Annotated in this window: 20 protein-coding genes; 9 read left to right on the top strand and 11 right to left on the bottom strand. The window is 71.4% G+C overall.

The genetic code is table 11. The features are described from left to right. The first annotated feature begins 64 nt into the window (after positions 1-64). Entirely contained in the window at positions 65-4,813 is a 4,749-nt protein-coding gene (locus AC4NMM_RS04085) for a DUF7997 domain-containing protein (RefSeq protein WP_491923602.1), read from the top strand. A gap of 41 nt (positions 4,814-4,854) precedes the next feature. On the opposite strand, the gene AC4NMM_RS04080 is transcribed toward AC4NMM_RS04085, so the two are convergent. Together AC4NMM_RS04080 and AC4NMM_RS04075 are read right to left on the bottom strand one after the other, a co-directional pair. After that, a complete protein-coding gene (locus tag AC4NMM_RS04080; protein ID WP_491923601.1) occupies positions 4,855-5,316 on the bottom strand; it encodes a DUF8009 family protein in 462 nt (153 codons plus the stop codon). Further along, positions 5,309-7,162, bottom strand: coding sequence for a MutS-related protein (locus AC4NMM_RS04075; protein ID WP_096392855.1), 1,854 nt, complete (start codon positions 7,160-7,162; stop codon positions 5,309-5,311). Before AC4NMM_RS04075 ends, AC4NMM_RS04080 begins: the two co-directional genes overlap by 8 nt. A gap of 136 nt (positions 7,163-7,298) precedes the next feature. Here AC4NMM_RS04075 and AC4NMM_RS04070 point away from each other — a divergent pair, with 136 nt between their 5' ends. Then, entirely contained in the window at positions 7,299-7,973 is a 675-nt protein-coding gene (locus AC4NMM_RS04070) for an MBL fold metallo-hydrolase (protein WP_491923600.1), read from the top strand. A gap of 18 nt (positions 7,974-7,991) precedes the next feature. On the opposite strand, the gene AC4NMM_RS04065 is transcribed toward AC4NMM_RS04070, so the two are convergent. From AC4NMM_RS04065 to AC4NMM_RS04050, 4 genes are all read right to left on the bottom strand, one after another. Then, complete coding sequence (locus AC4NMM_RS04065) at positions 7,992-9,140, bottom strand: acyl-CoA dehydrogenase family protein (RefSeq protein ID WP_491923599.1); 1,149 nt, start codon at positions 9,138-9,140, stop codon at positions 7,992-7,994. Positions 9,141-9,201: 61 nt separating this feature from the next. Continuing rightward, entirely contained in the window at positions 9,202-11,364 is a 2,163-nt protein-coding gene (locus AC4NMM_RS04060) for an AMP-binding protein (protein ID WP_491923598.1), read from the bottom strand. A gap of 33 nt (positions 11,365-11,397) precedes the next feature. Further along, positions 11,398-11,832 (bottom strand): universal stress protein, encoded by a 435-nt coding sequence (locus AC4NMM_RS04055; RefSeq protein WP_096392859.1) that lies wholly within the window; start codon positions 11,830-11,832, stop codon positions 11,398-11,400. Positions 11,833-11,928: 96 nt separating this feature from the next. After that, positions 11,929-12,882: a transcription initiation factor IIB gene (locus tag AC4NMM_RS04050; RefSeq protein WP_004598548.1), complete on the bottom strand. Its 954-nt coding sequence runs from the start codon at positions 12,880-12,882 to the stop codon at positions 11,929-11,931. 396 nt (positions 12,883-13,278) lie between these two features. On the opposite strand from AC4NMM_RS04050, the gene AC4NMM_RS04045 reads away from it, so the two are divergent. Both AC4NMM_RS04045 and AC4NMM_RS04040 read left to right on the top strand, forming a co-directional pair. Then, complete coding sequence (locus AC4NMM_RS04045; RefSeq protein WP_096392860.1) at positions 13,279-13,674, top strand: DUF7961 family protein; 396 nt, start codon at positions 13,279-13,281, stop codon at positions 13,672-13,674. 2 nt (positions 13,675-13,676) lie between these two features. Then, on the top strand, positions 13,677-14,300 hold the full coding sequence (locus tag AC4NMM_RS04040) for an METTL5 family protein (protein ID WP_096392861.1): 624 nt from the start codon (positions 13,677-13,679) through the stop codon (positions 14,298-14,300). Between the two features lie 39 nt (positions 14,301-14,339). Here the strand turns inward: AC4NMM_RS04040 and AC4NMM_RS04035 are convergent, their stop codons facing one another. From AC4NMM_RS04035 to AC4NMM_RS04025, 3 genes are all read right to left on the bottom strand, one after another. Continuing rightward, positions 14,340-16,211, bottom strand: coding sequence for a rhomboid family intramembrane serine protease (locus AC4NMM_RS04035; protein WP_096392862.1), 1,872 nt, complete (start codon positions 16,209-16,211; stop codon positions 14,340-14,342). An 83-nt stretch (positions 16,212-16,294) separates the two neighbouring features. After that, a complete protein-coding gene (locus AC4NMM_RS04030; protein ID WP_008580735.1) occupies positions 16,295-16,573 on the bottom strand; it encodes a UPF0058 family protein in 279 nt (92 codons plus the stop codon). Between the two features lie 92 nt (positions 16,574-16,665). Next, on the bottom strand, positions 16,666-16,884 hold the full coding sequence (locus AC4NMM_RS04025; protein WP_017343455.1) for a ribbon-helix-helix domain-containing protein: 219 nt from the start codon (positions 16,882-16,884) through the stop codon (positions 16,666-16,668). Positions 16,885-17,127: 243 nt separating this feature from the next. Here AC4NMM_RS04025 and AC4NMM_RS04020 point away from each other — a divergent pair, with 243 nt between their 5' ends. Together AC4NMM_RS04020 and AC4NMM_RS04015 are read left to right on the top strand one after the other, a co-directional pair. Next, positions 17,128-17,742 (top strand): sulfite oxidase-like oxidoreductase, encoded by a 615-nt coding sequence (locus AC4NMM_RS04020; protein ID WP_096392863.1) that lies wholly within the window; start codon positions 17,128-17,130, stop codon positions 17,740-17,742. 103 nt (positions 17,743-17,845) lie between these two features. Further along, on the top strand, positions 17,846-19,231 hold the full coding sequence (locus AC4NMM_RS04015) for an isochorismate synthase (RefSeq protein ID WP_491923597.1): 1,386 nt from the start codon (positions 17,846-17,848) through the stop codon (positions 19,229-19,231). A gap of 8 nt (positions 19,232-19,239) precedes the next feature. Here the strand turns inward: AC4NMM_RS04015 and AC4NMM_RS04010 are convergent, their stop codons facing one another. After that, positions 19,240-19,980, bottom strand: a complete 741-nt coding sequence (locus tag AC4NMM_RS04010; RefSeq protein ID WP_491923596.1) for a proteasome assembly chaperone family protein — start codon at positions 19,978-19,980, stop codon at positions 19,240-19,242. A gap of 147 nt (positions 19,981-20,127) precedes the next feature. Here AC4NMM_RS04010 and AC4NMM_RS04005 point away from each other — a divergent pair, with 147 nt between their 5' ends. Together AC4NMM_RS04005 and AC4NMM_RS04000 are read left to right on the top strand one after the other, a co-directional pair. After that, positions 20,128-21,060 (top strand): RsmB/NOP family class I SAM-dependent RNA methyltransferase, encoded by a 933-nt coding sequence (locus AC4NMM_RS04005; protein ID WP_491923595.1) that lies wholly within the window; start codon positions 20,128-20,130, stop codon positions 21,058-21,060. Then, positions 21,057-21,587, top strand: a complete 531-nt coding sequence (locus AC4NMM_RS04000) for a DUF7122 family protein (RefSeq protein ID WP_096392867.1) — start codon at positions 21,057-21,059, stop codon at positions 21,585-21,587. Before AC4NMM_RS04005 ends, AC4NMM_RS04000 begins: the two co-directional genes overlap by 4 nt. A 431-nt stretch (positions 21,588-22,018) precedes the next feature. Here the strand turns inward: AC4NMM_RS04000 and AC4NMM_RS03995 are convergent, their stop codons facing one another. After that, positions 22,019-23,536, bottom strand: a complete 1,518-nt coding sequence (locus tag AC4NMM_RS03995; protein ID WP_491923594.1) for a DUF790 family protein — start codon at positions 23,534-23,536, stop codon at positions 22,019-22,021. A 529-nt stretch (positions 23,537-24,065) separates the two neighbouring features. Between AC4NMM_RS03995 and AC4NMM_RS03990 the strand changes: the two genes are divergently transcribed. After that, a complete protein-coding gene (locus AC4NMM_RS03990) occupies positions 24,066-25,817 on the top strand; it encodes a tRNA uridine(34) 5-carboxymethylaminomethyl modification radical SAM/GNAT enzyme Elp3 (protein WP_491923593.1) in 1,752 nt (583 codons plus the stop codon). The last annotated feature ends 50 nt before the right edge of the window (positions 25,818-25,867 follow it).

Raw genomic sequence — 25,867 nt, 5'->3', positions numbered from 1 at the left:
CTCGGCGTCGCGCGGTCTCCGCCGCGGTCGTCAAGGCTTTTACTCCGGCCGGCGCAGGGCGGGTATGCGACTGCGTACCGCCCTTACGGAGCACGAACGTCGGCGCGGGGAGCGCTACCCGGCGGAGCACTCGATGACCGCCGGCGCGTTCACCGGCGACGACGGCCGACTGGTCCACGTGGGACCGGACGGGACCGTCCACGACTGTTCGTACTCCCTCTCCGAGGTCGGCGGCGCCGACCGCCTCCGGATGGGGATAACAGCCGGGCGCGGCGTCCGCTGGTTCGACGACCTCGAGACGACCCGCCAGCACTACGACGGCGACACGCCGCTCGTCGAGACGGAGTACGACGCCGGCCGCTACACCATCCACCAGTTCGACCTCGTCGTGAGCGACACGCACCTCACCCACGTCGAGCTCCGCGGCTCGCCGCCGGCCGACGCCGAGCTCGTCGCCGCCTACGCGTTCTCGCCGGACATGGTCGAGGGGCGCGTCGGCAACATGGTCCACGACGGGGCCGGCCCCGCGGACGGCGGCGTCGTCGAGGTGTACCACCGCACCGAACACGACTTCCTCACCGCCTCGACCGGCCTCTCGAACGCCCACGGCCAGCGCCTGCGGACGATCCCGGAACTGCTCGGCGAGGCCCACGACGGCTTCCCGCACCGCGGCGAGATCGACCGGCGCGAGGACTCGCGGCTCACCCCGGACGTCGTCGTCCGCGCGCCCTTCGAGCGCGACGGGCGCACGGAGCGGGTCACGCTCGCCGGCCGCGCCGTCGTCGACCGCCGGGCGGCGCGGGACACCGGCGACGACGCGAAGGACGCGCTCACCGACGGGATCGACCGCCAGCGCCGCATCGAGGCGGTGTCGAACATCGCGACCGCCTACCCCGACGCCGACGACCTCCGCGAGGCCGCGGACGGCCGCGGCCCGAACGTGCCCGAGGACGCCCCCCGCCGATCGGTGATCGCGAGCGACCTCCGCGCGCTCGACCTGCTCACCGCGGAGTCCGGCGGCCGGATCGCCGCCCCGGAGTTCGACCCCTTCTACTCCACCTCCGGCGGCTACGGCTACACCTGGTTCCGCGACGAGGCGACGGTGTCGACCGCGCTGCTCGGCGCGAGCGAGGAGCTCGGCCTCGACGCCGACGAGGAGCTGCTCGCGGCCGCGAGCTTCTTCTGTCGGACTCAGGACGCCGACGGCTCGTGGCCCCACCGCGTGTGGGCCGACTCCGGGAAGGTCGCGCCCGGCTGGGCGAACGCCCGGATCGAGGGCGCGAACGCGACGCCCGGCCCGAACGACCAGCTCGACCAGCCCGCGACGGTCGTCGCCTTCCTCGCGACGCTGCGCCGCGAGGCCGACCTCCCGGCCGAGTGGCGCGACCGGATCGACGAGACGATCGCGGACGCCGTCGCCTTCCTCTTCGAAACGACCGAGGACGACGGGCTTCCGCGCCGCTGTCAGAACTGCTGGGAGAACGCCTTGGGCCGGTTCACCCACACCGGCGCCGAGTACCTCCGGGCGTTCGCCTCGGTGGCGCGAGCGCCGGTCGACGAGGGGCTTCGGGCCGACGCCGCCGACGCCGCCGACGCGGCGCTGTCGGGGCTCGACGCCCGCTGGAACCCCGACACGGAGCGGTTCCTCCAGCGCGCAAGCGACGAGGGGCAGGACGCCCGCGCCGACGCCAGCACCTTCGCGCTCGCGACCGCGGCCGCCGAGTACGCCGCCCTGCTCGACGACGAGGCCGAAGCGGGAGACGACGCGACCGCTGACGGCTCCGCGGCAGACGACGACGCGGCCGCCACCGACGGCTCCGGGACGGCCGAACCGATCGACACCGTCGCGACGAGCGAGTTCGACCGATTCCTCGACCGCGTCAACACCCACGTCCGGCAGTCCATCGACGCGCTCCGGCGCGAAACCGCCTCGGTAGAGGGGCTCGTCAGGTTCACGGGCGACGACTGGCGCACGGCCGAGCAGGGCGCCCCGAAGGTGTGGTCCATCGCGACGCTGTGGGGCGCGACCGCGGCGGCGACGCTCGCGGGCGTCGTCGAGGAGCGTGGCGGGGCCGCCGGGCCGCTGTTCGCCGACGCCCGCGACCTGTACGCGCTCTGCGAGCCGGACGGGCCCTTCGTCAACGAGGCGGGGCTGTTCGCGGAGCAGGCGTTCGACGACGGCGACCTGGACAGCGCGACCCCCATCGCGTGGTCGCACGCGCTCCGGATCGACGCGACGGTGACGCTCGCGAAACACGGCGAGCTCCCGGTCCCGCACGACCGCGAGACCGGCCCCGAGGCGGCGCCCCACTGGACGACCGGCCGGAAGTTCGGCGTCGGGACGCCGGCCGACTACGAGGCCGACGAGCCGGTACCGGTGTGGTTCACGCTCACCGAGGGGGCGCTCACCGAGGCGCGGTTCCCCCGTATCGACGTGATGAACGTCCGGACGTTCGACTTCCTCGTCGCCGACCCCGACTCGGAGTACGCGATCCGGACGTTCGACGAGACGGGCCACGTCACGGCGACGGAGACGATCGAGCGGACGACGGAGCCGGCGGCCGACGACGCGCTCGCGTACGTCCAGCGGATCCGCGAGACCGGCGACGGCCACGGCCACAGCTGGACGCTCCGCGTCGAATACGCTGTCGACACCGACGGGACGGCGATCCTCGCGGACGTCCGGTTCGAGGGGAGCCGCGAGTACGACGTGTACGCGCTCGCGGACGCGACGATCGCCAACGTCGGCACGAACGACCGCGCCGAGCGCGTCGACGGCGACGCGGGGGTCCACCTGCTCGCGCAGAAGGACGACCCCGACCGCGACCCGGGCAAGCTGGTCGACGACGAGGGCGAGCCGTTCGCCCCCGCGCTCGCGCTTGCGAGCGGCGAGGGGTTCGACTGGGCGAGCGCGCTCGCGGCCGGCGGCGACGCGGCGGACGCGCTGTTCGGCGACGGCGAGCGCGTCGAAGAATCTGCCGAGGCGGTCGGCAACGTCGTACTCGCCGGCCTCGTCGGCACCGGCGAGACCGTCGCGGACACGGTCGCGCTCGGGTTCGCCGAGGACTCGGACACCGCCGGCGCCCTCGGCGAGGCCGAGGGGGCGCTCGGCCGCGGCTTCGACGAGGCCGCGGACGCGTACGCCGAGACGTGGCGCTCGTGGCTCGCGGACCGCGACCTCCCCGACTCGGTCGCTGACGACCCCGACCTCGCGGCGCAGTACCGGTTCGCGCTGATGACGCTGGCGGCCGTCGAGGACAAGGCCCACGACGGTGCGGGGATCGCCAGCCCCTCCGTGCCGTGGGGCGAGACGGAGTACGCCGCGGAGGACCGCGGCTACGGCTACAACTTCGTCTGGTCGCGGGACCTCTACCAGGTGTTCACGGCGCTGATCGAGATGGACGAGCTCGAACGCGGCGCCGACGCCTTGGCGTACCTCTACAACACCCAGCAGGACGACGACGGGTTCCTCCCGCAGAACACCTACATCGACGGCCGCACCCGGTGGGGCGGCGAGCAGATGGACAACATCGGGTTCCCCTCGGTGATGGCCTGGCAGCTGTACGAGCGCGGCGTGACGCTCGACGACGCCGGCTACACCTACGACCAGGTCGCCCGCTCGCTCGACTACATCGCCGACAACGGTCCCGAGACCGCCCAGGAGCGCTGGGAGGAGGAGTCCGGCTACTCGCCGTCGAGCATCGCGGCCGAGATCGCCGGCCTGGTCTGCGGCGCGGCGCTCGCGCTCGCGGAGGCCGACCGACGTGACGGCGCCGAGTCCGGAAGCGAGGCCGCGGCGTCGCCGGAGTCGCTCCGGGCCGACGCGCTCGCGTGGCTGGCGCTCGCCGACGACTGGACGGCGCGCGTCGAGGAGTGGTGCGCGACAGCGACCGGCACCGACCGCCACGATCGGACGCCGTACTACCTCCGAGTCACGGCCGACGGGAACCCCGACTCCGGCCGTCCCCGCACCATCGCCAACGACGGCCCCACCTACGACGAGCGGGAGATCGTCGACGGCGGGTTCCTCGAACTGGTCCGCCTCGGGATCAAGCCCGCCGACGACCCGGTCGTCCGCAACTCCGTCTCGGTCGTCGACGACTCCATCCGCGTCGACACGCCCCACGGCGCGGCGTGGTACCGGTACGTCGGCGACGCGTACGGCGAGATAGCCGTCGGCGACCCCGGCGCGCCGTGGGCCGGCACCGGCGACGGCCGCGGGCGCCTCTGGCCGATCTTCACCGGCGAGCGCGGCGAGTACGAGCTGCGCGCCCGCGCCGACGGCCCGGACGCCTTCGGCGGGACCGACGACGAGAAGCTCGAACCCGAGACGCTTTTGGAGACGATGGCCGGGTTCGGTAACTCCGGACTAATGTTACCCGAGCAGGTGTGGGACCGCGAACACCCGACGAAGTACGGCTGGGAGTTCGGCGAGGGAACCGGGGGGGCGACTCCGCTCGCGTGGTCGATGGCCGGCTTCGTCCGGCTGGCGCACGGCGTCGACGCGGGCGAACCCGTCGAGACGCCGACCGCCGTCCGCGACCGCTACGTCGAGTCCGACCGGCCGGCCGGCCCCGACCTGACCGCCACCGCCGAGTTCGTCCAGGACTCGGTCGTCGTCGCGGGTGAGACGGACGCCGAGACCGTCGCGGTCCACACTCGAACGACCTCGCGGCTCGTGACGCCCGACGACGACGGCGCCTTCGAGGTCGACCTCGACGCCGACACCGACGCCGACACCGTCGTGGTCGCGGCCGCGACCGACGACGACTTCGAGACGGCGGGCACCGCCGTCGAGCGGTTGCGGCTGTAGCGCGTCGCCGCTACGCCAGGTCGGCGGCCCGCGAACTGCTTTTATCCCAGCACAGTCACGTCGACGGTGCGCGTCTCGCCGTCGACCTCGATCTCGACCGTCTCGGCGACGCGCTCTCGCACGGCCTCACGCCACGCCTCGACGTTCTCCGCGTGTCGCTCGCGCCGCGTCTCCAGGTCGGCGTCGGGGAGTTCCGCGGCCGTGTCGTCGACCTCGGGGTACGGCGGCGCGTCCTTCACGAGCGCCCGTGGGTCGATGTGAAGCGGCGCGGGCGCGTCGGAGTCGCCGGCGCTCCCCGTATCCTCGGCGTCATCCCCGCTACCCGCGTCGAGCGCGTGGAGGCGGGCGCGCATCCGACCCGAGAAGGGCGGCGTCGCGCGGAGCACGACTTGGCGTTCGCTCCGGAGGCTGGCTTCGAGCGCGTTCGCCATGTCCTCGCGGTGAACCGCGATCGACCGGATTCTGTCTGGGCCGGCGTCGCCGCCGCGCTCCTCCTCAGTCATCGTTTGCCGCCCACTCGGCGTCGGAGAGCGTTCGCTGGACCGCCTCCTCGCCGACGGCGCCCGCGAGGTGTTCGAAGCCGGCGCGGACGCCGCGGTCGCCCGCGTTCGCGACCAGCCGCGAGACGATGAACTCCGGCGTGGACTTGCCGATGGTGCCGAACCGCGGCTGGTAGTCGACCCGGAGCTCCAAGTCGTTCGTTAACCCCTCCGCGAAGATGCCGTCGATCCGGGCGGCGTCGGGCAGCGGGCTCAGGTCCTCCGCGAGGTGGGTGACGTAGACGCCGAGCGCGCCGCGGTCGACGGTGAGGGTGACAAGCCCGTTCAGCAGGTCGGCCGCGCGGCCCGGCTCCGTGATCGCCTCGAACTCGTCGACGAGCATCAGCGTGCGGCCGTCCGCGACCAGCGGCGGGACGACGGACTTCAGCGTCGACTCCAGCACGCCGGCGTTGAACGAGGCGTGCCGGCGGTGGAAGACGATCCGGTCGAACGTCCCGACCTCGGCCGCGTCGGCGGGCACGGGGAGGCCCATCGACGCGAGCAGCGCCACCGCGCACAGGGTCTCTAACAGGGTCGTCTTCCCGCCGGAGTTCGCCCCGGTGAGGACGCTCACGCGGTCGCCGGTCGGCGGCGCGTCCGCGCTCGCGACGCCCGGATCGTCCGCCAGGGAGTGCGAGCCGACCCCGTACGAGACGGGCTGGACGTCGCCGTCGAGGAAGGGGTTCCGCGCCCCGCGCACGGCGACGCCGTCGTCGACGAGCGTCGGTCGGACGTGGCCGTTCTCGGCCGCGAACCGTCCGAGCGACAGGAGGAACGCGGCGTCCGACACCGCCGTCGCGGCGCGGGCGACGGTGGTGTCGCCGTCGTCCGCTTCCCCCTCAGCATCGTCCTCGTCGCCCGCGTCCGCCGCGGGCTCGTCGCCCAGCCGCTCGCGGACGTCGGCCGCCACGGCGGCCTCGCGCTCGTCGACGGCCGCCTCGAGCTCGACGACGAGCTCCCGCAGGGTCCCGGAGACGAAGTCGGCCGCGTCGAGCGCCTCGTCGGGCGACGCCGACCGGACCGTCGCGGGCTCGACGCCCGTCTCGCGGGCGACGTGTTCTATCGTCGCCGCCTCCAGCGCCTCGAAGTCGCGGAGGCTTCCGTCGCGGACCGATTCGAGCACGTCGAACGCGGAGTCCGCGAGGTCGCGCGCGGCCGACAGCCGCTCGCGCAGCCGGTCGAGCTCCTCGTCGGCGCCCGACGCGATCTCGATGTCGTCGCCGTCGAGGCCGCCGGCGGGGTCGATTGACCCCCGCACGTCGGCGAGCGCGTCGGCCGCGTCGCGCAGGCGATCGCCGTCGAGCGCGCCCACGTCGGCGAACGGGCCGTCGGTCAGCCCCGCATCGCGGAGCTCGACGGCGGTCTCGACCGCTGCGAGGTCGGAGCCGTCGGCGTCGTCGTACGCGGCGAACGCGTCCGCGACGGCCTCGCGGTCCGCGTCGTCGAGGTCGGCCCACGCGTCGCGGGCGGCGACGACCCGGTCCAGTCGCTCCTCGACGGCCTCGCGGTCGAGCAGCGGGGTCAGCACCCGGATCCGGTCGGCGGCGTGCGCGGTCAGCGCCGCGTCGGCCGCGAGCGCGAGGAGGTCGTCGTACACCGAGCGCGCGTCGCCCGTCGCGAGGACGTCCATCCCGGCCTCGCCGTTCGCCCGGCGGAGGATGCGCGTCGCGCGGCCGCGGTGGAGCCCGGCGTCGACGAGCGCGCGGACGTCGGCCGACTCGATCGCCTCGACGGCCCGTTCGGTCCCGAGCGCCTCGGTGAGCCGCTCGCTCGTCTTGGGGCCGATCCCCCAGTAGTCCTCCAGTCGCATACCCCGTGGTGTCGCCCCGGCGTCTTGGCGTTTTCGTCGGGCGCACCGTCGACGGCGTCGACTCGGTCCCGGGAGGTCGCGCTCCCTGCGTTCCGCCACGACAGCGTTCATTCCGCTCCGGACCGTACGCACCGACATGGCGACGGAAATCGCGGACGGCGTCTGGCGGTTCGACTGCCGCGGGGTCAACGCGTACCTCGTCCTCGACGACGTGCCGACCCTCGTCGACGCCGGCACGCCGTGGGACGAGGAGACGATCCGACGCGGCCTCGACGAGGCCGGCGTCGCGGTCTCGGCGATCGGTCGCGTCCTGCTCACGCACTACGACCTCGACCACGTCGGGACGCTGGCGGCGTTGGCGCCCGACCTCGACGCGTCGGTTCACGCGTACGGCTTCGACGCGGAGCTGCTCCGCGGGACGCGATCGCCGCCGCTCCGGAACCACAAGGGACTGATCCAGCGGCTCGGCGGACTCCTCACGGATCACCCCGACCTCGACGTGGTCGGCGTCCGCGACGGCGAAGAGGTCGGCTCGTTCACCGCCTACCACACGCCCGGGCACACGCCGGGCCACGTCGCGTACGTCAGCGAAGAACTCGGGGTCGGGCTGCTCGGGGACCTCGTCTCCGAGTCGGACGGCGACCTGAAGCCCTCCGGCTGGGTGATCAGCTACGACACCGACGCGGTCGCGGCGAGCGTGCGCGACCTGGCCGAGCGCGCCCCGGGGTTCGAGGTCGCCTGCGTCGGCCACGGCGAGCCGCTGGCGACCGGCGGCAGTGAGGCGCTGCGGCGGTTGGCGGCGACGCTGTGAGCCGCCCCGGAGTCGCCCTCAGCGCGACTGCCGGTAGATCAGGTTGCGCTGGATGTCGTTGGCGCCCTCGTAGATCACCGGGATGCGCACGTCGCGGTAGACGCGCGCGATGCGGCGGTCGGTGAGGATCGAGCGGCCGCCGTGGAGCTTCATGCCCTGCTCGGCGCAGTCGGTCGCGACCTCCGTCGACTTCGTCTTCGCCAGCGCGGCCCAGTAGCCGGCGTCCTCGTTGTTCGCGACCTTCTCGCAGGCGCGCCAGTTGAGCGCGCGGGCCGACTCGAACCCGATCCGCATGTCGGAGATCGTGTGCTGGACGGCCTGGAACTCGTCGATGGTGCGGCCGAACGCCTCGCGCTCGTCGATGAACGCCTCCGCCTCCTCGATGGCGGCGGCCGCGAGCCCGAGCCCGTGGCCCCCCACGATGACGCGGCCGTGGTTGAAGAAGTCCGCGAGCACGTAGAACCCGCCGCCCTCGCTGCCGACGACGTTCTCCTCGGGGACGAAGCAGTCCTCGAAGACGATGTGTCCCTGCTTGGAGGCGCGCATCCCCATCTTCTCGGGGATGTGCTCGGCCTCGTAGCCGTCCGAGTCGGTCTCGACGACGAACAGCGTGTAGTTGGAGTAGCGGTCGTCGCTCTCTCCGGTCTTGGCGTAGACGGTGAGCCAGTCGGCCTCGACCGCGTTGCCGACCCAGTACTTCTCGCCGGTGAGCTCGTAGCCGCCCTCCACCTTCTCGGCCTCGGTCGTCATTCCCGCGAGGTCCGAGCCGGTCTGCGGCTCGGAGACGGCGAGCCCGGATATCTGGTCGTTCTCGGCGACCGGACGGAGGTACTCCTCCTTCTGTTCCTCGGTGCCGTACTGCTCGACCATCTCCGCGCCGAAGCTGGCGAGCTGGAGGGTGAGCGCGATGCCCGCGTCGGCGCGGTAGAACTCCTCCGCGATAGCCAGCACCTGCGCGAGGTCGAACCCCTTGCCGCCGTACTCCTCGCCGATGTCCTGGGCGACGAGCCCGGCGTCCATCCCCGCTTCGAGCACCTCCCACGGGTACTCGCCCGACTCGTAGTACGCCTCTGCGTTCGGGGCGATGTACTCGTCGGCGAACTCACGGGCCTCCTGTTTGACGTCTCGCGCGCGTTCCGGCACGACGCTGTCGTCGAGCAGCTCCATACGACACGTGACGGCCCCGCGGACAAAACGTTCGTGGAACAACGAAGAACGACAGGTCAGTTTATCCGTCGTCGACGGCCGTCTCGCCGTCCTCGCCGTCGCGTTGCGTCTCCTCGCCGTCCTCGCCGTCGCGCTCCGCTTCCTCGACGGCGTCAACGTCGACGGGGTCCGTCTCCTCGACGCCGTCGGACTCGTCGCTCTTCGCCCTCGCGACTGTGTCGTCGGCCGACTCGGAAGCGCTCTCCTCGGCATCGGCGATGTCGACATCGCCCGTCTCGCCCGCGTCTCCGCTCGCCTCGACCGCGCGCTCGTCCTCGCTTCCCTCCGCCTCGTCTCCCCCGGCGTCGGCCTCTCGGTCGTCCGGGGTCGCCTCGTCGGGCGGCTCGGCGGGGTCGGCCGGCCTGAACCCCGCCGTCTCGAGGTCCGCGTCGGCGTCTTCGCGGGGATCCGAGCCACGCTCGCGGAGGACGGTGCGCGCCGCCTCTCGGTCGACGGTCCCCGAGACGGTCCGCGGCAGCTCGTCGACGTACGCGACCGTTTTCGGGATCTTGAACCGCGCGAGTCGCTCCCGAGCGAAGTCGACGAACGCCGCCTCGTCGATCGGCGCGGGTCCGATGCCGCCGGCTTCGACCGCCGGCGTCGCGGTTCCCGCGCTCTGCTCCCCGGTCTCGTCGTCAGCAGGACTCTCGTCCGAAGCGTCCTGTCCCGAGGCGTCCCCTTCCAAGTCGCCCCGTTCCGAGGCGTCGCCCTCGACGGAGGCCGTCGCCCTCGACGGGAACCGGTCGCCGAGGGCGACGAGCGCCGCGACGCGCTCGCCCCACACCTCGTCGTCGAGCCCGACCACCGCCACGTCGTCGACCCCGTCGTACTCCCGGAGGACGTCCGCGACCTCTCCTGGCTCGACGTTCTCGCCCCCGCTGATGATCCGGTCGTCGACGCGGTTGAGCACGTGGAGATATCCCTCCTCGTCGAACCGGCCGACGTCGCCCGTGTGGAGTCCGTACGGGCCGAACTCGGACCGGTCGAGCTCCGCGGGGTCGATCCCGTTCAGGTCGATCGCGTCGGCCGTAGACGTATCGCCACCGTCGTCCGCATCGGTTCGAGACGCGTCGCCCCCGTCGACCGTACCCGGGGCGTCCCCATCGTCCTCCGAGAGATACCCCGGCGTGATCGTCGGTCCGCTGACGACGATTTCACCGGTCTCACCGGGCTCGACCGGGTCGCCGTCGTCGACGACCGTCACGTCGGTGCCGAAGAGGGGTCGGCCCACCGTCCCGATCCGGCCTCTGGTCTGTCGCGGCGTCGCGGTCGTGATCTGCGAGGCGGCCTCCGTCATCCCGTACGTCGGGTAGACGGGGACCGAGTAGTCGCGACACCGCTCCAACAGCTCCGCCGGGGCGGGCGCGCCGCCGAGCAGGACCACGCGGAGCGAGTCAGACAGCGTCCCCCGTCGGTCGAGCATCCGCTTGAGCATCGTCGGAACGAGCGAGACTCCGGTCACGTCGTACGCGTCGATGTCGTCCGCGGTGCCACCGGCGTCGAACCCCTCGCGCAACACGAGGGTCGTCCCGTACAGCACCGACCGGTACACCGGTGCGAGCCCGCCCATGTGATGGAGCGACAGCGACACCAGCCACCGGTCATCGGCCTCGACGCCGAGGCGGAACGCGGAGGCGACCGCCGAGCTGTACACGTTGCCCACGGTCAGCGGCACTGGCTTGGGATCGCCGGTGGTCCCGGACGTGAACAGCACGCAGAGCGGGTCCCGGAACGACCACCCGGGCGGATCGAGCGACGCCGGGTCGACGTCGTGGATCCCCGTGACCTCGGCGCTCGTCGGGTCGTCGACGGAGTAGACCGGGACGCCCTCGATCTCCGCCGCGTCGGTCGCCGTCGGCTCGGTCGGCTCCGCGCAGACGACGGCGTCGAGGTCGGTCCGGTCGATCCGCGCGGCGATCTCGCGGGGCGTCAGCTCCTGCCCGAGCGGGACGAACGTCGCCCCGATCCGCATCGTCGCGTGGACGAGCCCGACGGTGCCGACGTACGGGGGCGTGAGCACGCCGATCCGGTCGCCCTCGTCCAGTCCGTGCGCGACGAGCCGGCCGGCCGTCTCGGCGACGAGCCGGTCGAGGTCGGTGTAGCTCCACGCCTCGCCGTCCTCCGCGCGGACGAGGGCGGTATCGTCGGGCGACGAGACCACGCGGTGTGAGAGCCAGTCGCGCATCGGTCTCACCCGCGTTCGCCGGGTGCGTCGGGGCTACTCATCCGTCGGCTGTCGCACGGTCAACACCGGCACGTCGGACGTGCGGACGACCCGCTCCGTGACGCTCCCGAGCAGGTAGCGGTCGATCCCCTTTCGCCCGTGCGTCCCCATCACGACCACGTCGATGCCGTGTTCGTCGACGTAGTCGTGGATCGACTGATAGGCCGTTCCCGACGTCACGCTGGTGACGCAGTCGACGCCGGCGTCCGCGGCGGCGTCGGCCACGCGCCTCGTCGCCTCCTCGCCCTCCGATTCGAGCGCCTCGACGACGATCTCCGCGCCCGCCTCGAGGCTGGAGTACGCCGTGCCGTCGACGACGTACAGCGCGTGGAGGCGCGCGCCGTACTGGTCCGCGAGGTCGATCGCGTGTTCGATCGCGGCGTCCGACGCCGGACTGCCGTCGGTCGGAACGAGGATCTCTGAATACATCTCACTCCGTAGTACAGCGGGTATCGATTAAAAACCCGATCAACTTTCTCGGTCCCGGGTACGGAGCACCTACTGCCGTCTCGGACGGGAACCGCCCTATCGGAACCCCATCGCTTCGATCTGTTCCTGATACCGGTTGCGGATGGTGACCTCGGTGACCTGCGCGACGTCGGCGACCTCGCGTTGGGTCTTCTTCTCGTTGCAGAGCAGCGAGGCCGCGTAGATGGCGGCCGCCGCGAAGCCCGTCGGCGACTTCCCGGAGAGCAGTCCCTGCTCGGCGGAGACGTCGATTATCTCGGTCGCCTTCGACTGGACCTCCTCGGAGAGCTGGAGCGAGGACGCGAACCGCGGGACGAACTGCTTGGGGTCGACCGGCTTCAGCTCTAACCCCAACTCCTGTGAGATGTACCGGTAGGTCCGACCGATCTCCTTCTGCGGGACCCGCGAGACGTCCGCGACCTCGTCGAGGCTGCGGGGGATCCCCTCCTGTCGGCAGGCGGCGTACAGCGCGGCCGTGGAGACGCCCTCGATGGACCGGCCGCGGATCAGGTCCTCGTTGAGCGCGCGTCGGTAGATGACGGAGGCGACCTCACGCACCGACCGCGGGACGCCGAGCGCGCTCGCCATCCGGTCGATCTCCGAGAGCGCGAACTGGAGGTTGCGCTCGCCCGCGTCTTTGGTCCGAATCCGCTCCTGCCACTTTCGGAGGCGGTGCATCTGCGACCGTTTCTCCGAGGAGAGCGACCGCCCGTAGGCGTCCTTGTCCTTCCAGTCGATCGTCGTCGTGAGCCCCTTGTCGTGCATCGTCTCCGTGATCGGGGCGCCGACGCGCGACTTCGACTGCCGCTCGTTGTGGTTGAACGCGCGCCACTCCGGGCCGCGGTCGATGTTCCGCTCGTCCAGCACGAGCCCGCAGTCCTCGCAGACGAGCTCTTGGTCGGCGTCGGTGACGATGTTCTCCGAGTCACACTCCGGACAGGAGACCGTCGATTCGTCCGTTTCCTGCTCCGTGTCCCGCTCCTGTTGCCGCTGGCGACTCGGGCGTTCCATTAAAAGGTTTGTGGTCGTTTGCGTATTTAAGCCTTGTCCACGTCCATCATCGATCCTGAGGGTCCTCTGTTCGACCTTATTTCCGTTTTTCCACGCCGAAAGCGTCTGCAACGCCTGAATAGGAGATACAGATTCGAGTCGTCGAGGGCCTCGACGCGGTCCGCCGCGGTCCAACACGACGCACGAAACGTGACCGTAATTTGAGGTCGGAATACGGCACTTGGGGCGGTCGACCAGACCCGAGAACGCCATGTCAGCGACGGAGAGGATCCGATCCCGGAACGTCGACGCCGGGGAGGGTCAGATCCCGGAGCGTGCCGTGGGCGAGCGCAGGTTCGGTATATTACTATAGAACATCTATAAAGACTTTTGTATAACCTCTGCCAATGGGTTCGTATGAGTACCACTTCGTCTCCCGGCATCGAACGCACGCTGCGCGGTTGTCGCCCCGCCGACGTCGACCCCGTCGTCATCGACGCGGCGGACCTCGACAGCACCGCGCCCGAACACCTCCGCGACCTCAAGCGGGGGCTCGCGGCCCGCGGCTACCAGCCCGCCGCGGTCGCGACCGAGGCGGAGTTCGACGCCGAGAGCACGCTCGAACGCCAGCGCGAGGCCGACCGGCTCCGCGGCCTCGTCCGCGCCGCGTCGTTCCTCGGCGCCGGCCGGATCGAGGTCAGCGTCGACGACGAGCCGTGCGAGGAGACCCGCACGGCGCTCGCGGCGCTCGCCGAGCGCGCCGACCGCGAGGGCGTCGAGTTCGTTCGCGTCGGGGGCGACGGCGCAGCCTGACGATGGCGACGAAGCGGTCGCTCGCGACTAAGCTCGGCGTCGTCGCCGGCTTCGAGCGTCCCGACGCGGCCCTCGAACAGTACCCGACGCCCCCCGAGCTGGCCGCCCACGTCGTCCACCTCGCGGACCTCCACGGCGACGTCGACGGTCGGACCGTGCTCGATCTCGGCGCCGGCACCGGGATGCTCGCGCTCGCCGCGGCGCTGCGCGGCCCCGCCCGCGTCGTCGGCCTCGAGCTCGACGGCGGCGCGCTCGCGACCGCCCGGGCCAACGAGCGCCGCGTCGCCGCCAGCGCGCCGGTCCACTGGGTCCGCGGCGACGCCACCCGCCCGCCGCTCGCCGTCGCGGAGCCCGCGACCGTCGTGATGAATCCCCCGTTCGGCGCGCAGGACGGGAACCGCAACGCGGACCGCGAGTTCCTCGCGGTCGCAAGCGACCTCGCGGACGTCTCCTACTCGGTCCACAACGCCGGCAGTCAGGAGTTCGTCGAGGCGTTCGCCGCCGACGAGGGCGGCGAGGTGACCCACGCCTTCGCGGCCGAGTTCCGGATCGACGCGCAGTTCGACCACCACACCGACGCGGCGCGCGACATCGACACCGAAGTGTACCGTATCGAGTGGTCGTAGGGCGCTCCGCCTCCTCCGCAGCGGGACCGTCGGCCCCGGTCACTGCCGCCCCTCGTAGCGCTCCCGCTGCGCGATCCGGACCCGCGTCTCGCCGCGCTCCGCGAACAGGACGTCGCCCTCGCGCACGAGGGTGATCCCTCGGACCGTCACCGACTCGTTCGCGGCCGGAAGCGGCGCCGTAACGTTGTTCCCGCTCCCGCCGATCACCGACAGCTCGAACCCGCCCCGCGTGGCCGCGACGACGACGTTGCGGCCGTCGATTCGGGGCTCCGCCCGCGCGGGGTCGCTCGTGAACAGCGTCCGCCTGGTCCCGTTCCGGATCGCGTCGACCCGGTAGGTCGGGCCGCCGTTCGCGGCGACCCAACCGATGCGCTGGACCCAGACGGTCTCGCGCCAGCCGGTGCCGCCCACGTCGATCGCGCGGTACCCCCAGAACGCCAGGTTCCCCTTCGAGACGGCCGTGGTCCATATCTCGCGGTCCGGGTCGCTGACGATCACTCCCGACGTGTTGACAGACGTCGACCGCCCGAACGCCTCCACGTCGACGACGCCCACGAGCTGGTTCTCCACGTCCTCCGCGTACGTCACCTGGTACCCCTCCACCTCGATCGGGTCTCCCGGGAGGTCGCCGTCGTCGACCGCGACGAGGTTCGGCACGACGCCCGGGCCGGCGACGACGGCCAGCGCCGCGACGAGCAGGAGGAGCCCGACAGTCGCCGGCGTCGCCGAGCGGATCCCGCCGCGGACCGTCTCCGGCTCCGGGACCGCCCGAGTCGGCCACAGCGGCTCGTCGCGAGAGACGGCCGCGACGGCGACGATCGCGGCCAGCAGGGCGAGCAGCCCGACGCCGACGGCGCGGTACAGCTCGTACCGCTCGTTGCCGAGGTACCAGTACACCGCCCACAGCCGACGGGAGGCACCGAACAGCAGCAGCGCGCCGAAGACGAGGAGCGCGGACCGCTCGGTCGCGTCCGCGCGGGACCCGTCGTCGCCGACTGCCGTCGAGAGGGGATGGTAGCGCCACCGCCCCGCGGCCGCGTCCGGGCCCGCGTCGCGGTCCCTGTCGGGCTGTTCTCGGGGGCGACGCCGCAGGAGGACGACCGCGACCAGCGCGCCGCCGATCAGGCCGAGCGCGTGCCCCTGGATCGCGACGTTCGCCCACCCCGGAACGCCGTAGGAGGGGGACGCCTCCGCGAATGCCACCGGGACGCGGAGGGCGTCGTAGAGGACGCCGACGAGCGTCGTCCCGGCCATCGCGACGACCGCGGCGACGGGCCGCGAGACGAGCGCGAACCCCCAGTACGCGAAGACGACGACGGAGAAGCCGATCACCGGACCGAGCGCGAACAGCGCGGAGAGGAGCCCGAACGCGACCGCGGCGCCGGGGACGATCAGGAACGCCCGCACGTAGGGGTTCTCGCTCGGCGACTCGACGGCGGCGATTCGGCTCGGGAGTTCTCGGAGGCGACTCGGCAGGCGTCGGAGCCGGACCGGGCGTCCGTCCCCGTCGTCGACCTCGCGCCCGTGGGGGAAGTGGCCGTACGCGTACTCGGCGAGCCCCCCGGCGACGAGCGCGGAGAGGAGGTTCCCGGTGATATGCCCGCGGCTCGCGTGCGCGAAACTGGACCAGAGGAGCCCCTCCGGGTAGAAGTACGACCACGACCGGAACGGGATCACGACCGGTCGGTTCGGATTGTCGATACCCGACTGGACGAACAGGTACACCCCGATCACGCCGGCGATCACGACGAGCGTTCCCCACGGGACGCCGAGGAGGAGCCGCGAGCGGAGCGCTCGCGTCCAATCGCCGCTCGGACGGTCGACGAGGTACACCGCGGCGAGCGCGACGACGACGCCGACGCCCCCGGCGGCGAGGTGAACGGCCTCCGACGGCAGCGCCTCCGCGATCATGTCAGGTTCGAGGGGGCCGCGCACACATCAATACGGGGGTCGCGTTCCCGACGATATCAGGAGGACGGCCGGAGCGTCCGGTCTCAGATCTTGTTCTCGGCGTCGTCGGCGAGCTCCTCCATCCGCTTGCCGACGCGGCCGGCGGGCGAGAACTCGTCTTCGCTCATCGCGTTCGCTAGGGCGTTGCCGAGGACGAACACGGCGTGTTTGTGCTCGCTCTTCGACTTGTGGACGTGCGAGGGGTCGACGTCGAGCTCGTCGTAGGGGTCGAACAGCGAGCCGTCGACGGTCTCCTGCGCGCGGAAGTGCTCCATGATCGTCACCATCTGTTCGTGGAGTTCGAGCAGCTCGTCCTTGTGCATATCCACGGATACGGGTTGTATGCCCTATAAGGGTTGTTGAGGGCGGTACGCACGGATCCGTGCCGCGCGCGGCTCGACGCGGGGTCGTTCGCTCAGAAGACGTACTCGTCTTCGTGGCCCATCATCCCCTCCTCCTCGAACCCGCTGTTGGAGTCGTCGTCGTCCCGGGGGCCGCTCGTCTTGTACGCCTTGATGCCAGTCGACAGCAGCTCCTCGACCGCCTCCTCCCGGTTGAGGAACTCTCCCTCCTCGACCATCTGGGCTATCTGCATCTCCAGATGCTCCGGCACGGTTATCTTCACTCGTGGCATTTGCTGTCCGGGTCTTGTGGCATGGCGTATATAAAAGTGGCGTCGGAGATCCGCTGATACGAAAACTCAAAACGACGACGCAAAAGTTCATTTTTGATCTGTTAAATACAGGTTAAAGATGTACGAAGCGGCGCGGCGATCCCTCTCGCCGCCGACTCCGTTCCCGCCGCGCGCGGTGCTCGCGGGTGCCCGACCGTCTCCGAGAGCGACATTCATACGTCGGTCCGGGCCGAACCGCATCCCATGACCGAATCCGGCGTCGAGGGCGCCGAGGACCTCACCGACCTCTACCGCGAGTACGGCGACGATCGGCTCCCGCCGGGACAGCGCGAGACCGACGGGTTCCCCGTCCTCTCGAAGAGCGGAACGCCCTCGTGGGACCCGGAGACGTTCGAGCTCGAGGTGTGGGGCGCCGTCGAGGAGCCGCAGTCCCTCTCGCTCGACGAGTTCCGCGACCTGCCGGCCGTCACCCAGCGGCAGGACTTCCACTGCGTGACGGGGTGGAGCAAGTTCGACTGCGAGTTCACCGGGGTCGCGTTCGCGGACCTGGCCGACCTCGCCGGCGTCCGCGACGAGGCGGAACACGTGATGTTCCACTCGCTGGACGGCTACACGACCGACCTCCCGCTCGACGAGTGCACGAAGCCGGGCGTCCAGCTCGCGTACGGCTTCGACGGCGACGACCTCCCGGCCGACCACGGCGGCCCGATCCGCGTCGTCACGCCCCACAAGTACGCGTACAAGGGCGCGAAGTGGGTCTCGGGCGTGGAGCTCCTCACCGAACCCGAGCTCGGCTACTGGGAGAAACGCGGGTACAGCGACACGGCGAACCCCTGGAACGAGGAGCGCTACAGCTGACCGTCCGCCGTCCGTCGCCCTGCTCGTTTTGCCGCTCGGGGTTCCCCCGTCCGCTCCGCCCCGATAGTCAGGATAAAGGGTCCCCGGTCCCGACTCGATACGCATGGAACGGGCGCGCTCTCGGTCGTCGCCGCCGCTGGTCAGCCGGACCACGGCGGTCGACGAGCCGGCGTTCGCGGCGGCGTTCGACGCCCTCCCGTCGCCGCGCACGACCTGGAGCGCGCCCGACGACGCGCTGGTGCTCGGCGGCGGCGCGGCGGCGACGCTGACCGCCGCCGGCGGCGACCGGTTCGCGGCGATCCGCGACGCGTCGACGGAGCTGTTCGAGTCCGGCGACGTCCACGCCGGCACCGAGGCGGCCCGTCCCCGCGTGTTCGGGGGGCTCGCCTTCCACGAGGGCGCCTGCGACGGCGACCCGTGGGGGCCGTTTCCGGAGGCCCGGTTCGTGTTGCCGCGGGTCCAGCTGACGGTCGCGGACAACGGCGCGTGGCTCACCGTCAACGCGGTCGGCGACGACGCCGACGTCGCCGCCGTCGAGGACCGCTTGGCGCGCGAGGTCGATCGGTTCGCCGCGCTCGACCGGCGCGACTCCGGGGAGACGGGCGAGAGCGCGGCCGCCTCTCGGCCGCCCCGTCCGGGCATCCGCGAGAGCCGCCGGACGACGAGCCGCGAGGCGTGGCGCGAGAGCGTCGGCGCCGCGGTCGACCGGATCCGCGACGGCGACCTCCGGAAGGTGGTGTTGGCGCAGGCGCTGGAGGCCGACCTCGCGGCCGACTTCCCCCGCGCGGCGACGCTCGAACGCCTCGCGGAGAAGTACCCCGACTGCCACCGCTACTGGTTCGAGCCGGACGGCGGGGACAGCGCGTTCTTCGGCGCCACGCCCGAGCGGCTGGTCTCGCTTCGCGGCCGGACGGTCGAGACCGACGCGCTCGCCGGGACGACCGGCCGCGGCGAGACGCCGAGCGAGGACGAGTGGCTCGCGCGGGAGCTCCTCGACGACGAGAAGAACGTCCACGAGCACGAGCTCGTCGCGGAGACGGTCCGCGACCAGCTGGAGCCGTTCGCGGCGTCGGTCTCCGCGGGCGAGCGCCGCGTCCGCCGGCTCGCGACGGTCCAGCACCTCCACACGCCGATCACCGCCGAGCTCGGCGCGGACCGCCACGTGCTCGACCTCGTCGATGCGCTCCACCCGACGCCCGCGGTCGGCGGGCTACCGCCGGACCGCGCGCTGGCGACGATCCGCGAGACGGAGCCGTTCGACCGCGGCTGGTACGCCGCGCCGGTCGGCTGGATCGACGCCGCGGGCAACGGCGCGTTCGCGGTCGCGATCCGCTCGGCCGTCGCGAGCCGGCGCCGCGCGACGCTGTTCGCGGGCGTCGGGGTCGTCTCCGACTCGGACCCCGACCGCGAGTGGGACGAGGTCCAGCTGAAGTACCGGCCGATCCTCGACGAGCTGGAGGGCGACGGCGCGGGCGACTCCGCGGACTGACCTCCCGCCTATTGAAACATCTTGAGCGGCTCTGCCTGCGAGCTCTCCTCGTTCGCCTGTCGCATCCGCTCGGCGAACTGCTGTTTCGCCTCGCGGATCTCCGTCGCCTGCTCGACGAGCCCGTCGGTCGGCGTCTCGATCCCGGCGATCGGGTCGATGCCGTCGGCGATGAGCACCCGCGCCGCCTCGGGGTCGGGGAACTGCGGGTCGGACTCGACGACGAGGCCGACCGCGTCGCGATCGTTTTCGAGCGCCGCCGCGAGCATCGCGCCCGTTGGCCCGGAGACGAGCCCGGACTCGGACGGCTCGGACACCTCGGCCCGGGCCAGCGCCTCGGCGCCGTCGCCGGTCGCGATCCCGTACAGGCTCGGGGGCGCCTCGTCCTTCTCGCGGCCGAGCCCCGACAGGAACACCGGGAACAGGTCGACCTCGTCGAACCACGAGCCGAGACACGCCGCGACCTCGGTCGCCGCGGACGGGTTCACGGGCACGTCGCTGCGGAGCGCGACGAGGTCGTTCTCGGGGTCAGCGTACAGCCGCACCGGGGTCGTCGCGGCCGTCTCGGACTCGTGGTAGACGGCCACCGGCGGGAGCCCGTCGCAGTGGACGTTCGCGTAGTGGGTCATCTCGTGGACGTCGATCAGGTGGTCGGTCGCGATCTTCCCGACGAGGCCGACGCCGGGGAACCCCTCGATCAGGGTGGGATCGTCCAGCGAGACGTCGTCGTCGAGGACGGAGATGCGTGCCATGCGCGCCCGTACGCCCGGGCCGGACCTAAAGGTGCGGCGCAGGCAGCTCCGGGGGCGGGACACGCGGCGGGTCCGGGGGTGAGACGCGCGGCGGATCCCTCGTTCGAGTCCCGAAACCGTCTAACGGCCCGCCGCGAAAAGAGGACCATGAATCCGCTCGACCGATACGAGTCGCTCGTCGACGACGTCGACGCGTTCCGGGCGGCGTGCGACCGGCCCCTCCCCTCGGTCGTGCGCACGAACGGCATCGCGGCCTCCCCGGCCCGCGTCCGCGAGGCGTTCGACGACGAGGGCGTCGCCTACGAGCCGGTCGACTGGCGCGACGGCCTCTTCCGGCTCCCCGACGGGAACCCCGGCGGCAACTGGCCGTACGTCCACGGCTGGACCCACGGGCAGGAGGAGGTGTCCGTCCTGCCGACGCTCGCGCTCGACCCGCGGCCGGGCGAGCGCGTCTGGGACGCCTGCGCGGCCCCCGGCAGCAAGACGACCCAGATCGCGGACGCGATGGACGACGAGGGCACCGTCGTCGCCAACGACAACAACCTCGGGCGGCTCTCCGCGCTCCGGCACAACGCCGAGCGGCTCGGGATCACGAACGCGATCGTCACGAACCAGGACGCCCGAAACTTCTCGACGAAGCCGCTCGCGTTCGACGAGTTCGACCGCGCGCTCGTCGACGCGCCCTGCTCCTGCGAGGGCACCTGCCGCAAGAACCCGGACGTCTTGGACGAGTGGACGCTCGACCACGTCCGCGCCGTCGCGGGGATCCAGAAGGGGGTGCTGGCCCGCGCCGTCCAGGCGACCCGTCCGGGCGGGGTCGTCGTCTACTCCACCTGTACGTTCGCGCCCGAGGAGAACGAGGCGGTCCTCGACCACGTCCTCGCGAACGAGGACTGCGAACTGGTCGAGTTCGACCTCCCGCTCGACACCGACCCCGGCGTGACCGAGTGGGACGGCGAGGCGTACGACGAGTCGGTGACGCGCGCGAAGCGGATCTACCCGCACCGCAACGACACGGGCGGCTTCTTCTGCGCGAAGCTGCGCGTGGGCGGGAACAAAAACACGGGGGTCGGAGCGTGACCGACGGCGCCCCCACCAACGACGGCCAGCAGTTCGATCGCCTCCCCGAGACGCCCGCAGACCGAGAGGTCGAGGGGCGCGCGAGTCGCGAAGAGGTCCTCGACTGGTGGGACGAGCGGTTCGGGATCGAGCGGGTGGTGTTCGAGGAATACAGCTTCTGGGAGAAGGGCGCCGGAAAGATCTGGATCTTCAACGGCGAGGCGACGGACCCGAGCGAGGTCGAGGCCGTCGGGATGACGTTTCTCCGGACGCGACAGGAGCACTGGAAGCCGACCGGGCGGGCGGTCTCGCGGTTCGGATCGCGCGCGACGAAGAACGTGATCGAACTGGACCCCGAGCAGGCGTCTCGGTTCGCTGCCGGGGAGGATCAGGAGTTGCCGGAGTGGGATGGCGACTGGGGCTACCTGATCGCGACTCACGAGGTTGCCGGCGAGTCGGTGCCGATCGGCGTGGGGCTGTATTTATACGACGAACTGCGCTCCGTGGTGCCGAAAGGGAGTCGAGCGGACCTGCCGGTCGTCGAGTGACGGATCGCGTTCGCACGTCGATTTACTGCTTATAAATGGCTGATTTTGGATCGGCGGAGAACACTTCCAGAGCCCTAGCCGCTCGTTTATAAATAATTGCTCGCAGATCGACGGTTGACTCCTCCAACGCCCCAGCCGCTCGCTTATAAATGAGTGTCAGTAGAACGACGGCGAACACCTCCAAAGCCCCAGCGGCGAGGCCGCCGTACGCTCGTTGTGCTCCTCAGTCGCTCGCTTCGCTCGCTCCCTGCGGTGCTTACGTCGCCTACGGCGGCCTCGCCGCTGCCCCTTTGAGTCCCACCCGCACAGCACCGCAGCCTCAAGCCTCCCCAGCCTCGTCGGCCTCCCTCCGGTCGGCCGACTCCCTCGCACGCGCTCCTCGCGCCCTCTGGGCGCTCGGAGGCGCGCGCCACGGCACTTATTTAAATATTCTATTCCGATTTCTCCCGAACCGTGCCGCCGCCGAGACCCTCCCACTCGACCCGGTAGCCGAGCCACGAGAGCGCGGCGCTGGCGTTGTCGATCCCCCGCTCGTCGAGGACCTCTTCGGCCTCCGACAGCGACATCCCGGGTTCGACCTCGTCGGCGAGCGCATCGAGCACCGTGGGCCTGACGAGCGTTCGCCCGATGCGCTCGTGGTCGGGGAACGATTTGTCTTCTATCGCCTCGACGCTCACGCCGTGTGCGTCTGCCAGCTCGTCCAGTCCGATCGCGTCGGCGTCGGGCGAGAGGGAATCGGGGAGGTCGGCGGCCGCGTCCGCGACGAACTCGGCCTCGTACTCGCGGAGCACGTCGACCACGTCCTTCACGCGCACCGTTCCCGAGTAGGTGACGACGCGGTGGTCGCGCGCGGCGATCTCCTCGCCGACGCCGAGGCTCTCGTCGACGGCGACGAGCAGGTCCACGTCCTCGACGTCCGCGAGCTGAGCGAGCTTCTTGTCGACGTACTCGGGGGTCCAGAAGCCCATCACCTCGAAGAAGAGCCTGAAGTCGGCGTGGTCGTAGTCGAACGCGAAGTCCGGGATCATCACGCTCACCCCGGTTTCGAGCGGCTCGGGTTCGCGCACCAGAGTCCAGTCGAGGTCGAGCCCGCGGACCCGCCCGGCGAAGTCAGCCTCGACCCCGCTGTCGAAGTCGGGCTCCGCGACGGGCTCGACGTCCGGCACGGTCACGTCGCCGTCCGAGAGGCGCATCGTGCGCTCGCGGCCGCGGTCGTCGATCGCCGCCTCCAGCGACCACTCCGCCGACTCCGCGACCGTCCGGAGCAGCCGCGCGAAGGCGGTCCCGTAGCGTCGCGTGCGCGAGAACAGCCGGTCCGGGCCGGTGACGACGAGTTCGCGGCCCTCCGGAGTCTTCTCGACCTCGTACATCAAGCGCAGGCGCTTGACGGCCGAGACGAGCCGCTTCGGGTCGTTCGACCGCACCCGGACCTCGGTGGCGTCGAAGAGCGCGGTCTGGGCCAGCGAGAGGTCGTACTGTTCGAGGAGGGTGTCCGGGTCCCAGCGCACGTCGGCGTCGACGAGGACCCGCTCGACGTCGCGGTCGGCGTACAGCGAGGCGTCCACCGCATCGGACTCGATCCCGAGCGCGTCGGACGCGCGCTCCACCGCGGTCTCCCGCTCCGCCTCGCTCGCGACGCCGACCGCCTCCGCGGCCTCGAACGCGGCCCGCCGGACGCGACGCGGCGGGACCGGGGCCCGCGTCTCGAACTCGCACTCGCGCTCGACGAGCGCCGCGAGCCCCCGGACGAGTTTGAAGTCGCCGTTCCGGGTGGCGGCGTCGGCCTCCAAGTCCGCCAGCGCGTCGTCGAGGTCGCCGCGCCGCTCGCCGACGTGCGACTCGAACGTCCCGAGGACGCGGGCCGCGAGCGGGCGGTGTTCCCGGCCGGTGAACTGCGGGCGGTAGCCGCCGCCCGCCCGGGAGACGCGCAGGAGGTCCTTGCGTAGCACGGGGCGGGGTACGCCGCGCCCGGCCTAAAACGAGCGGGTTCGGTTCCCCCCCGAACGTGCGGTCGCGGTGGCGCGTGCCTGCGAGCGGCCGCCATCGGCGGCCGCGAGACAGCACCGCGCGAGGGAGTCAGTCGCCGGAGCAAAGCGACGGCGACTGACGAGGCTGGGGAGGGGAGAGGTGTTGTGCGGTCGTGGTCGGGTGGGACTCGAAGGGGCAGCCGGGAGGCGGGCGCAGGCGAAGTAAGGACCGCAGGGCGGGAGCGAGCGAAGCGAGCGACCAACCGAGGACCGCAGCGAGCGTGCGCCCGCCTCCCGGCTGGGGCTTCGGTGGTGTCGCTCGCCGATTTGTCAGATCTGAAGCCCTCGTATAGCCGAGCGGTCGAGAACTCGAATTTCGTTTCGCCGAGGCGGGAAACGCGGCGTTGAGCGGTCGGAGCCGTGGCGCCGACTCCCGCTCTGCTGCCGACGCGCACCCCTCTCACGTATCGGTGCGACACGCTTAACTCCGAAACCCGTCGATCGGAGCGTAATGAGCACCGACGCGGCGAGTGACGGGGACGCCGGTAGCGAGTCCGACGATGCCGCCGGAGATGGCACCGCCGACCCCGCCGACTCCGAGGCGTTCGTCCGCACCTGCGAGCACCTCGTCGAGCGCATCCTCGACGGCGAGATCGAGCGCGACGACCTCGAACGCGCCAAGCTCGACGCCTGCTCGGAGTTCGGCTCCCCGAAGGTGCCGAAGAACACCGAGATCCTGGATCACGCCCCGTCCGAGGCGCGCGACGACGTGATCGAGGTGGTCCAGCGCAAGCCGGTCCGGACCGCCTCCGGCGTCTCCCCCGTCGCGATCATGACCTCGCCGGAGCTGTGCCCGCACGGAAAGTGCCTCTACTGTCCCGGCGGGCCGGCCTCGGAGTTCTCCTCGGCGCAGTCGTACACGGGCCACGAGCCCGCCGCCGCGCGCGGCGAGCAGAACGACTACGACCCGTACGGGCAGGTCACGCTCCGGCTCGAACAGCTCCGGAAGATCGGCCACCCGGTCGACAAGGTGGAGCTGATCCTGATGGGCGGGACGATGACCGCGCGCTCGCACGACTACCAGGAGTGGTTCGTCAAGCGCGCGCTCCAGGCGATGAACGACTACGACCTCGACAAGGAGCCCGAGCCCGCCGAGGGCGAGTCGTTCGCGCCGGACCCCGAGGCGACCGAGTTCGAGTACCTCGAAGACGTGATCGCCGAGAACGAGACGAACGAGATCCGCAACATCGGCACCACCTTCGAGACGAAGCCGGACTGGTGCGACCCCGAGCAGATCGACCGCATGCTCGACCTCGGCGGCACGAAGGTCGAGGTCGGCGTCCAGACCACCTACGAGCGGATCAACCGCGAGATGCACCGCGGCCACGGCAACGAGGCCTCCCGGAACGCCAACCGCCGCCTGCGCGACGCCGCGTTCAAGGTCGGCTTCCACATGATGCCCGGGCAGCCGGGCATGACCCGCGAGATGTGCTTAGAGGACTTCCGGCAGCTGTTCGACAACCCCGACTGGCGGCCCGACTACCTGAAGATCTACCCGACTCTCGTCGTCGAGGGGACTCGCGTGTACGACCGCTGGCGCCGCGACGACTTCGACCCGCTCACGAGCGAGGAGGCGGCCGACCTCGTCGCCGACGCCATGGACCTGATCCCGAAGTACACCCGGCTCCAGCGCGTCCAACGCGACATCCCCGCGGACTTCATCGACGCGGGCGTCCAGAAGTCGAACCTCCGCCAGCTCGCCGCGCAGCGCGCCGAGGAGAAGGGGATCGTCCAGCGGGACGTCCGCGCCCGCGAGGTCGGCCACAACGACGCCGACCCGGACCCCGACGACGTCGAACTCGACGTGCTCACCTACGAGGCCGGCGGCGGCACGGAGCACTTCATCTCCTTCGAGGACCCAGTCCGGGACCTGCTCGTCGGGTTCTGTCGCCTGCGGTTCCCCTCGTTTGCCCCCGACCAGCCCGGCGCGCCGGGCACCGAGGGCGACCCGATCCGCCCGGAACTCGAAGACGCCGCGCTGGTCCGCGAGCTCCACGTCTACGGCAACGAGGTCGGCATCGGCGGCGACGGCGACTGGCAGCACCAGGGGTACGGCACGAAGCTCCTCGAACGCGCCGAGGAGCTCTCCCGCGAGGCGGGCTACGACAAAGTCGCGGTCATCTCGGGCATCGGCGCCCGCGAGTACTACCGCAACAAGCTCGGCTACCGGCAGGACGGGCCGTACGTGTCGAAGCGGCTGTGAGCGTCACCCGTTCGCCGGACCCGCACCCACAACGACACGCCTTTTTCCGG

This window comes from Halorubrum sp. SD41 (genome assembly GCF_058630335.1).
The sequence above is the reverse complement of the archived record's forward strand: the minus strand, read 5'-3'. Positions and strand labels throughout refer to the sequence as shown.

Bases quoted from the DNA above. Each gene is read 5' to 3' on its own strand.
- AC4NMM_RS04085 (WP_491923602.1), top strand. From the start codon at position 65: ATGCGACTGCGTACCGCCCTTACGGAGCACGAACGTCGGCGCGGGGAG.
- AC4NMM_RS04080 (WP_491923601.1), bottom strand. From the start codon at position 5,316: ATGACTGAGGAGGAGCGCGGCGGCGACGCCGGCCCAGACAGAATCCGG.
- AC4NMM_RS04075 (WP_096392855.1), bottom strand. From the start codon at position 7,162: ATGCGACTGGAGGACTACTGGGGGATCGGCCCCAAGACGAGCGAGCGG.
- AC4NMM_RS04070 (WP_491923600.1), top strand. From the start codon at position 7,299: ATGGCGACGGAAATCGCGGACGGCGTCTGGCGGTTCGACTGCCGCGGG.
- AC4NMM_RS04065 (WP_491923599.1), bottom strand. From the start codon at position 9,140: ATGGAGCTGCTCGACGACAGCGTCGTGCCGGAACGCGCGCGAGACGTC.
- AC4NMM_RS04060 (WP_491923598.1), bottom strand. From the start codon at position 11,364: ATGCGCGACTGGCTCTCACACCGCGTGGTCTCGTCGCCCGACGATACC.
- AC4NMM_RS04055 (WP_096392859.1), bottom strand. From the start codon at position 11,832: ATGTATTCAGAGATCCTCGTTCCGACCGACGGCAGTCCGGCGTCGGAC.
- AC4NMM_RS04050 (WP_004598548.1), bottom strand. From the start codon at position 12,882: ATGGAACGCCCGAGTCGCCAGCGGCAACAGGAGCGGGACACGGAGCAG.
- AC4NMM_RS04045 (WP_096392860.1), top strand. From the start codon at position 13,279: ATGAGTACCACTTCGTCTCCCGGCATCGAACGCACGCTGCGCGGTTGT.
- AC4NMM_RS04040 (WP_096392861.1), top strand. From the start codon at position 13,677: ATGGCGACGAAGCGGTCGCTCGCGACTAAGCTCGGCGTCGTCGCCGGC.
- AC4NMM_RS04035 (WP_096392862.1), bottom strand. From the start codon at position 16,211: ATGATCGCGGAGGCGCTGCCGTCGGAGGCCGTTCACCTCGCCGCCGGG.
- AC4NMM_RS04030 (WP_008580735.1), bottom strand. From the start codon at position 16,573: ATGCACAAGGACGAGCTGCTCGAACTCCACGAACAGATGGTGACGATC.
- AC4NMM_RS04025 (WP_017343455.1), bottom strand. From the start codon at position 16,884: ATGCCACGAGTGAAGATAACCGTGCCGGAGCATCTGGAGATGCAGATA.
- AC4NMM_RS04020 (WP_096392863.1), top strand. From the start codon at position 17,128: ATGACCGAATCCGGCGTCGAGGGCGCCGAGGACCTCACCGACCTCTAC.
- AC4NMM_RS04015 (WP_491923597.1), top strand. From the start codon at position 17,846: ATGGAACGGGCGCGCTCTCGGTCGTCGCCGCCGCTGGTCAGCCGGACC.
- AC4NMM_RS04010 (WP_491923596.1), bottom strand. From the start codon at position 19,980: ATGGCACGCATCTCCGTCCTCGACGACGACGTCTCGCTGGACGATCCC.
- AC4NMM_RS04005 (WP_491923595.1), top strand. From the start codon at position 20,128: ATGAATCCGCTCGACCGATACGAGTCGCTCGTCGACGACGTCGACGCG.
- AC4NMM_RS03990 (WP_491923593.1), top strand. From the start codon at position 24,066: ATGAGCACCGACGCGGCGAGTGACGGGGACGCCGGTAGCGAGTCCGAC.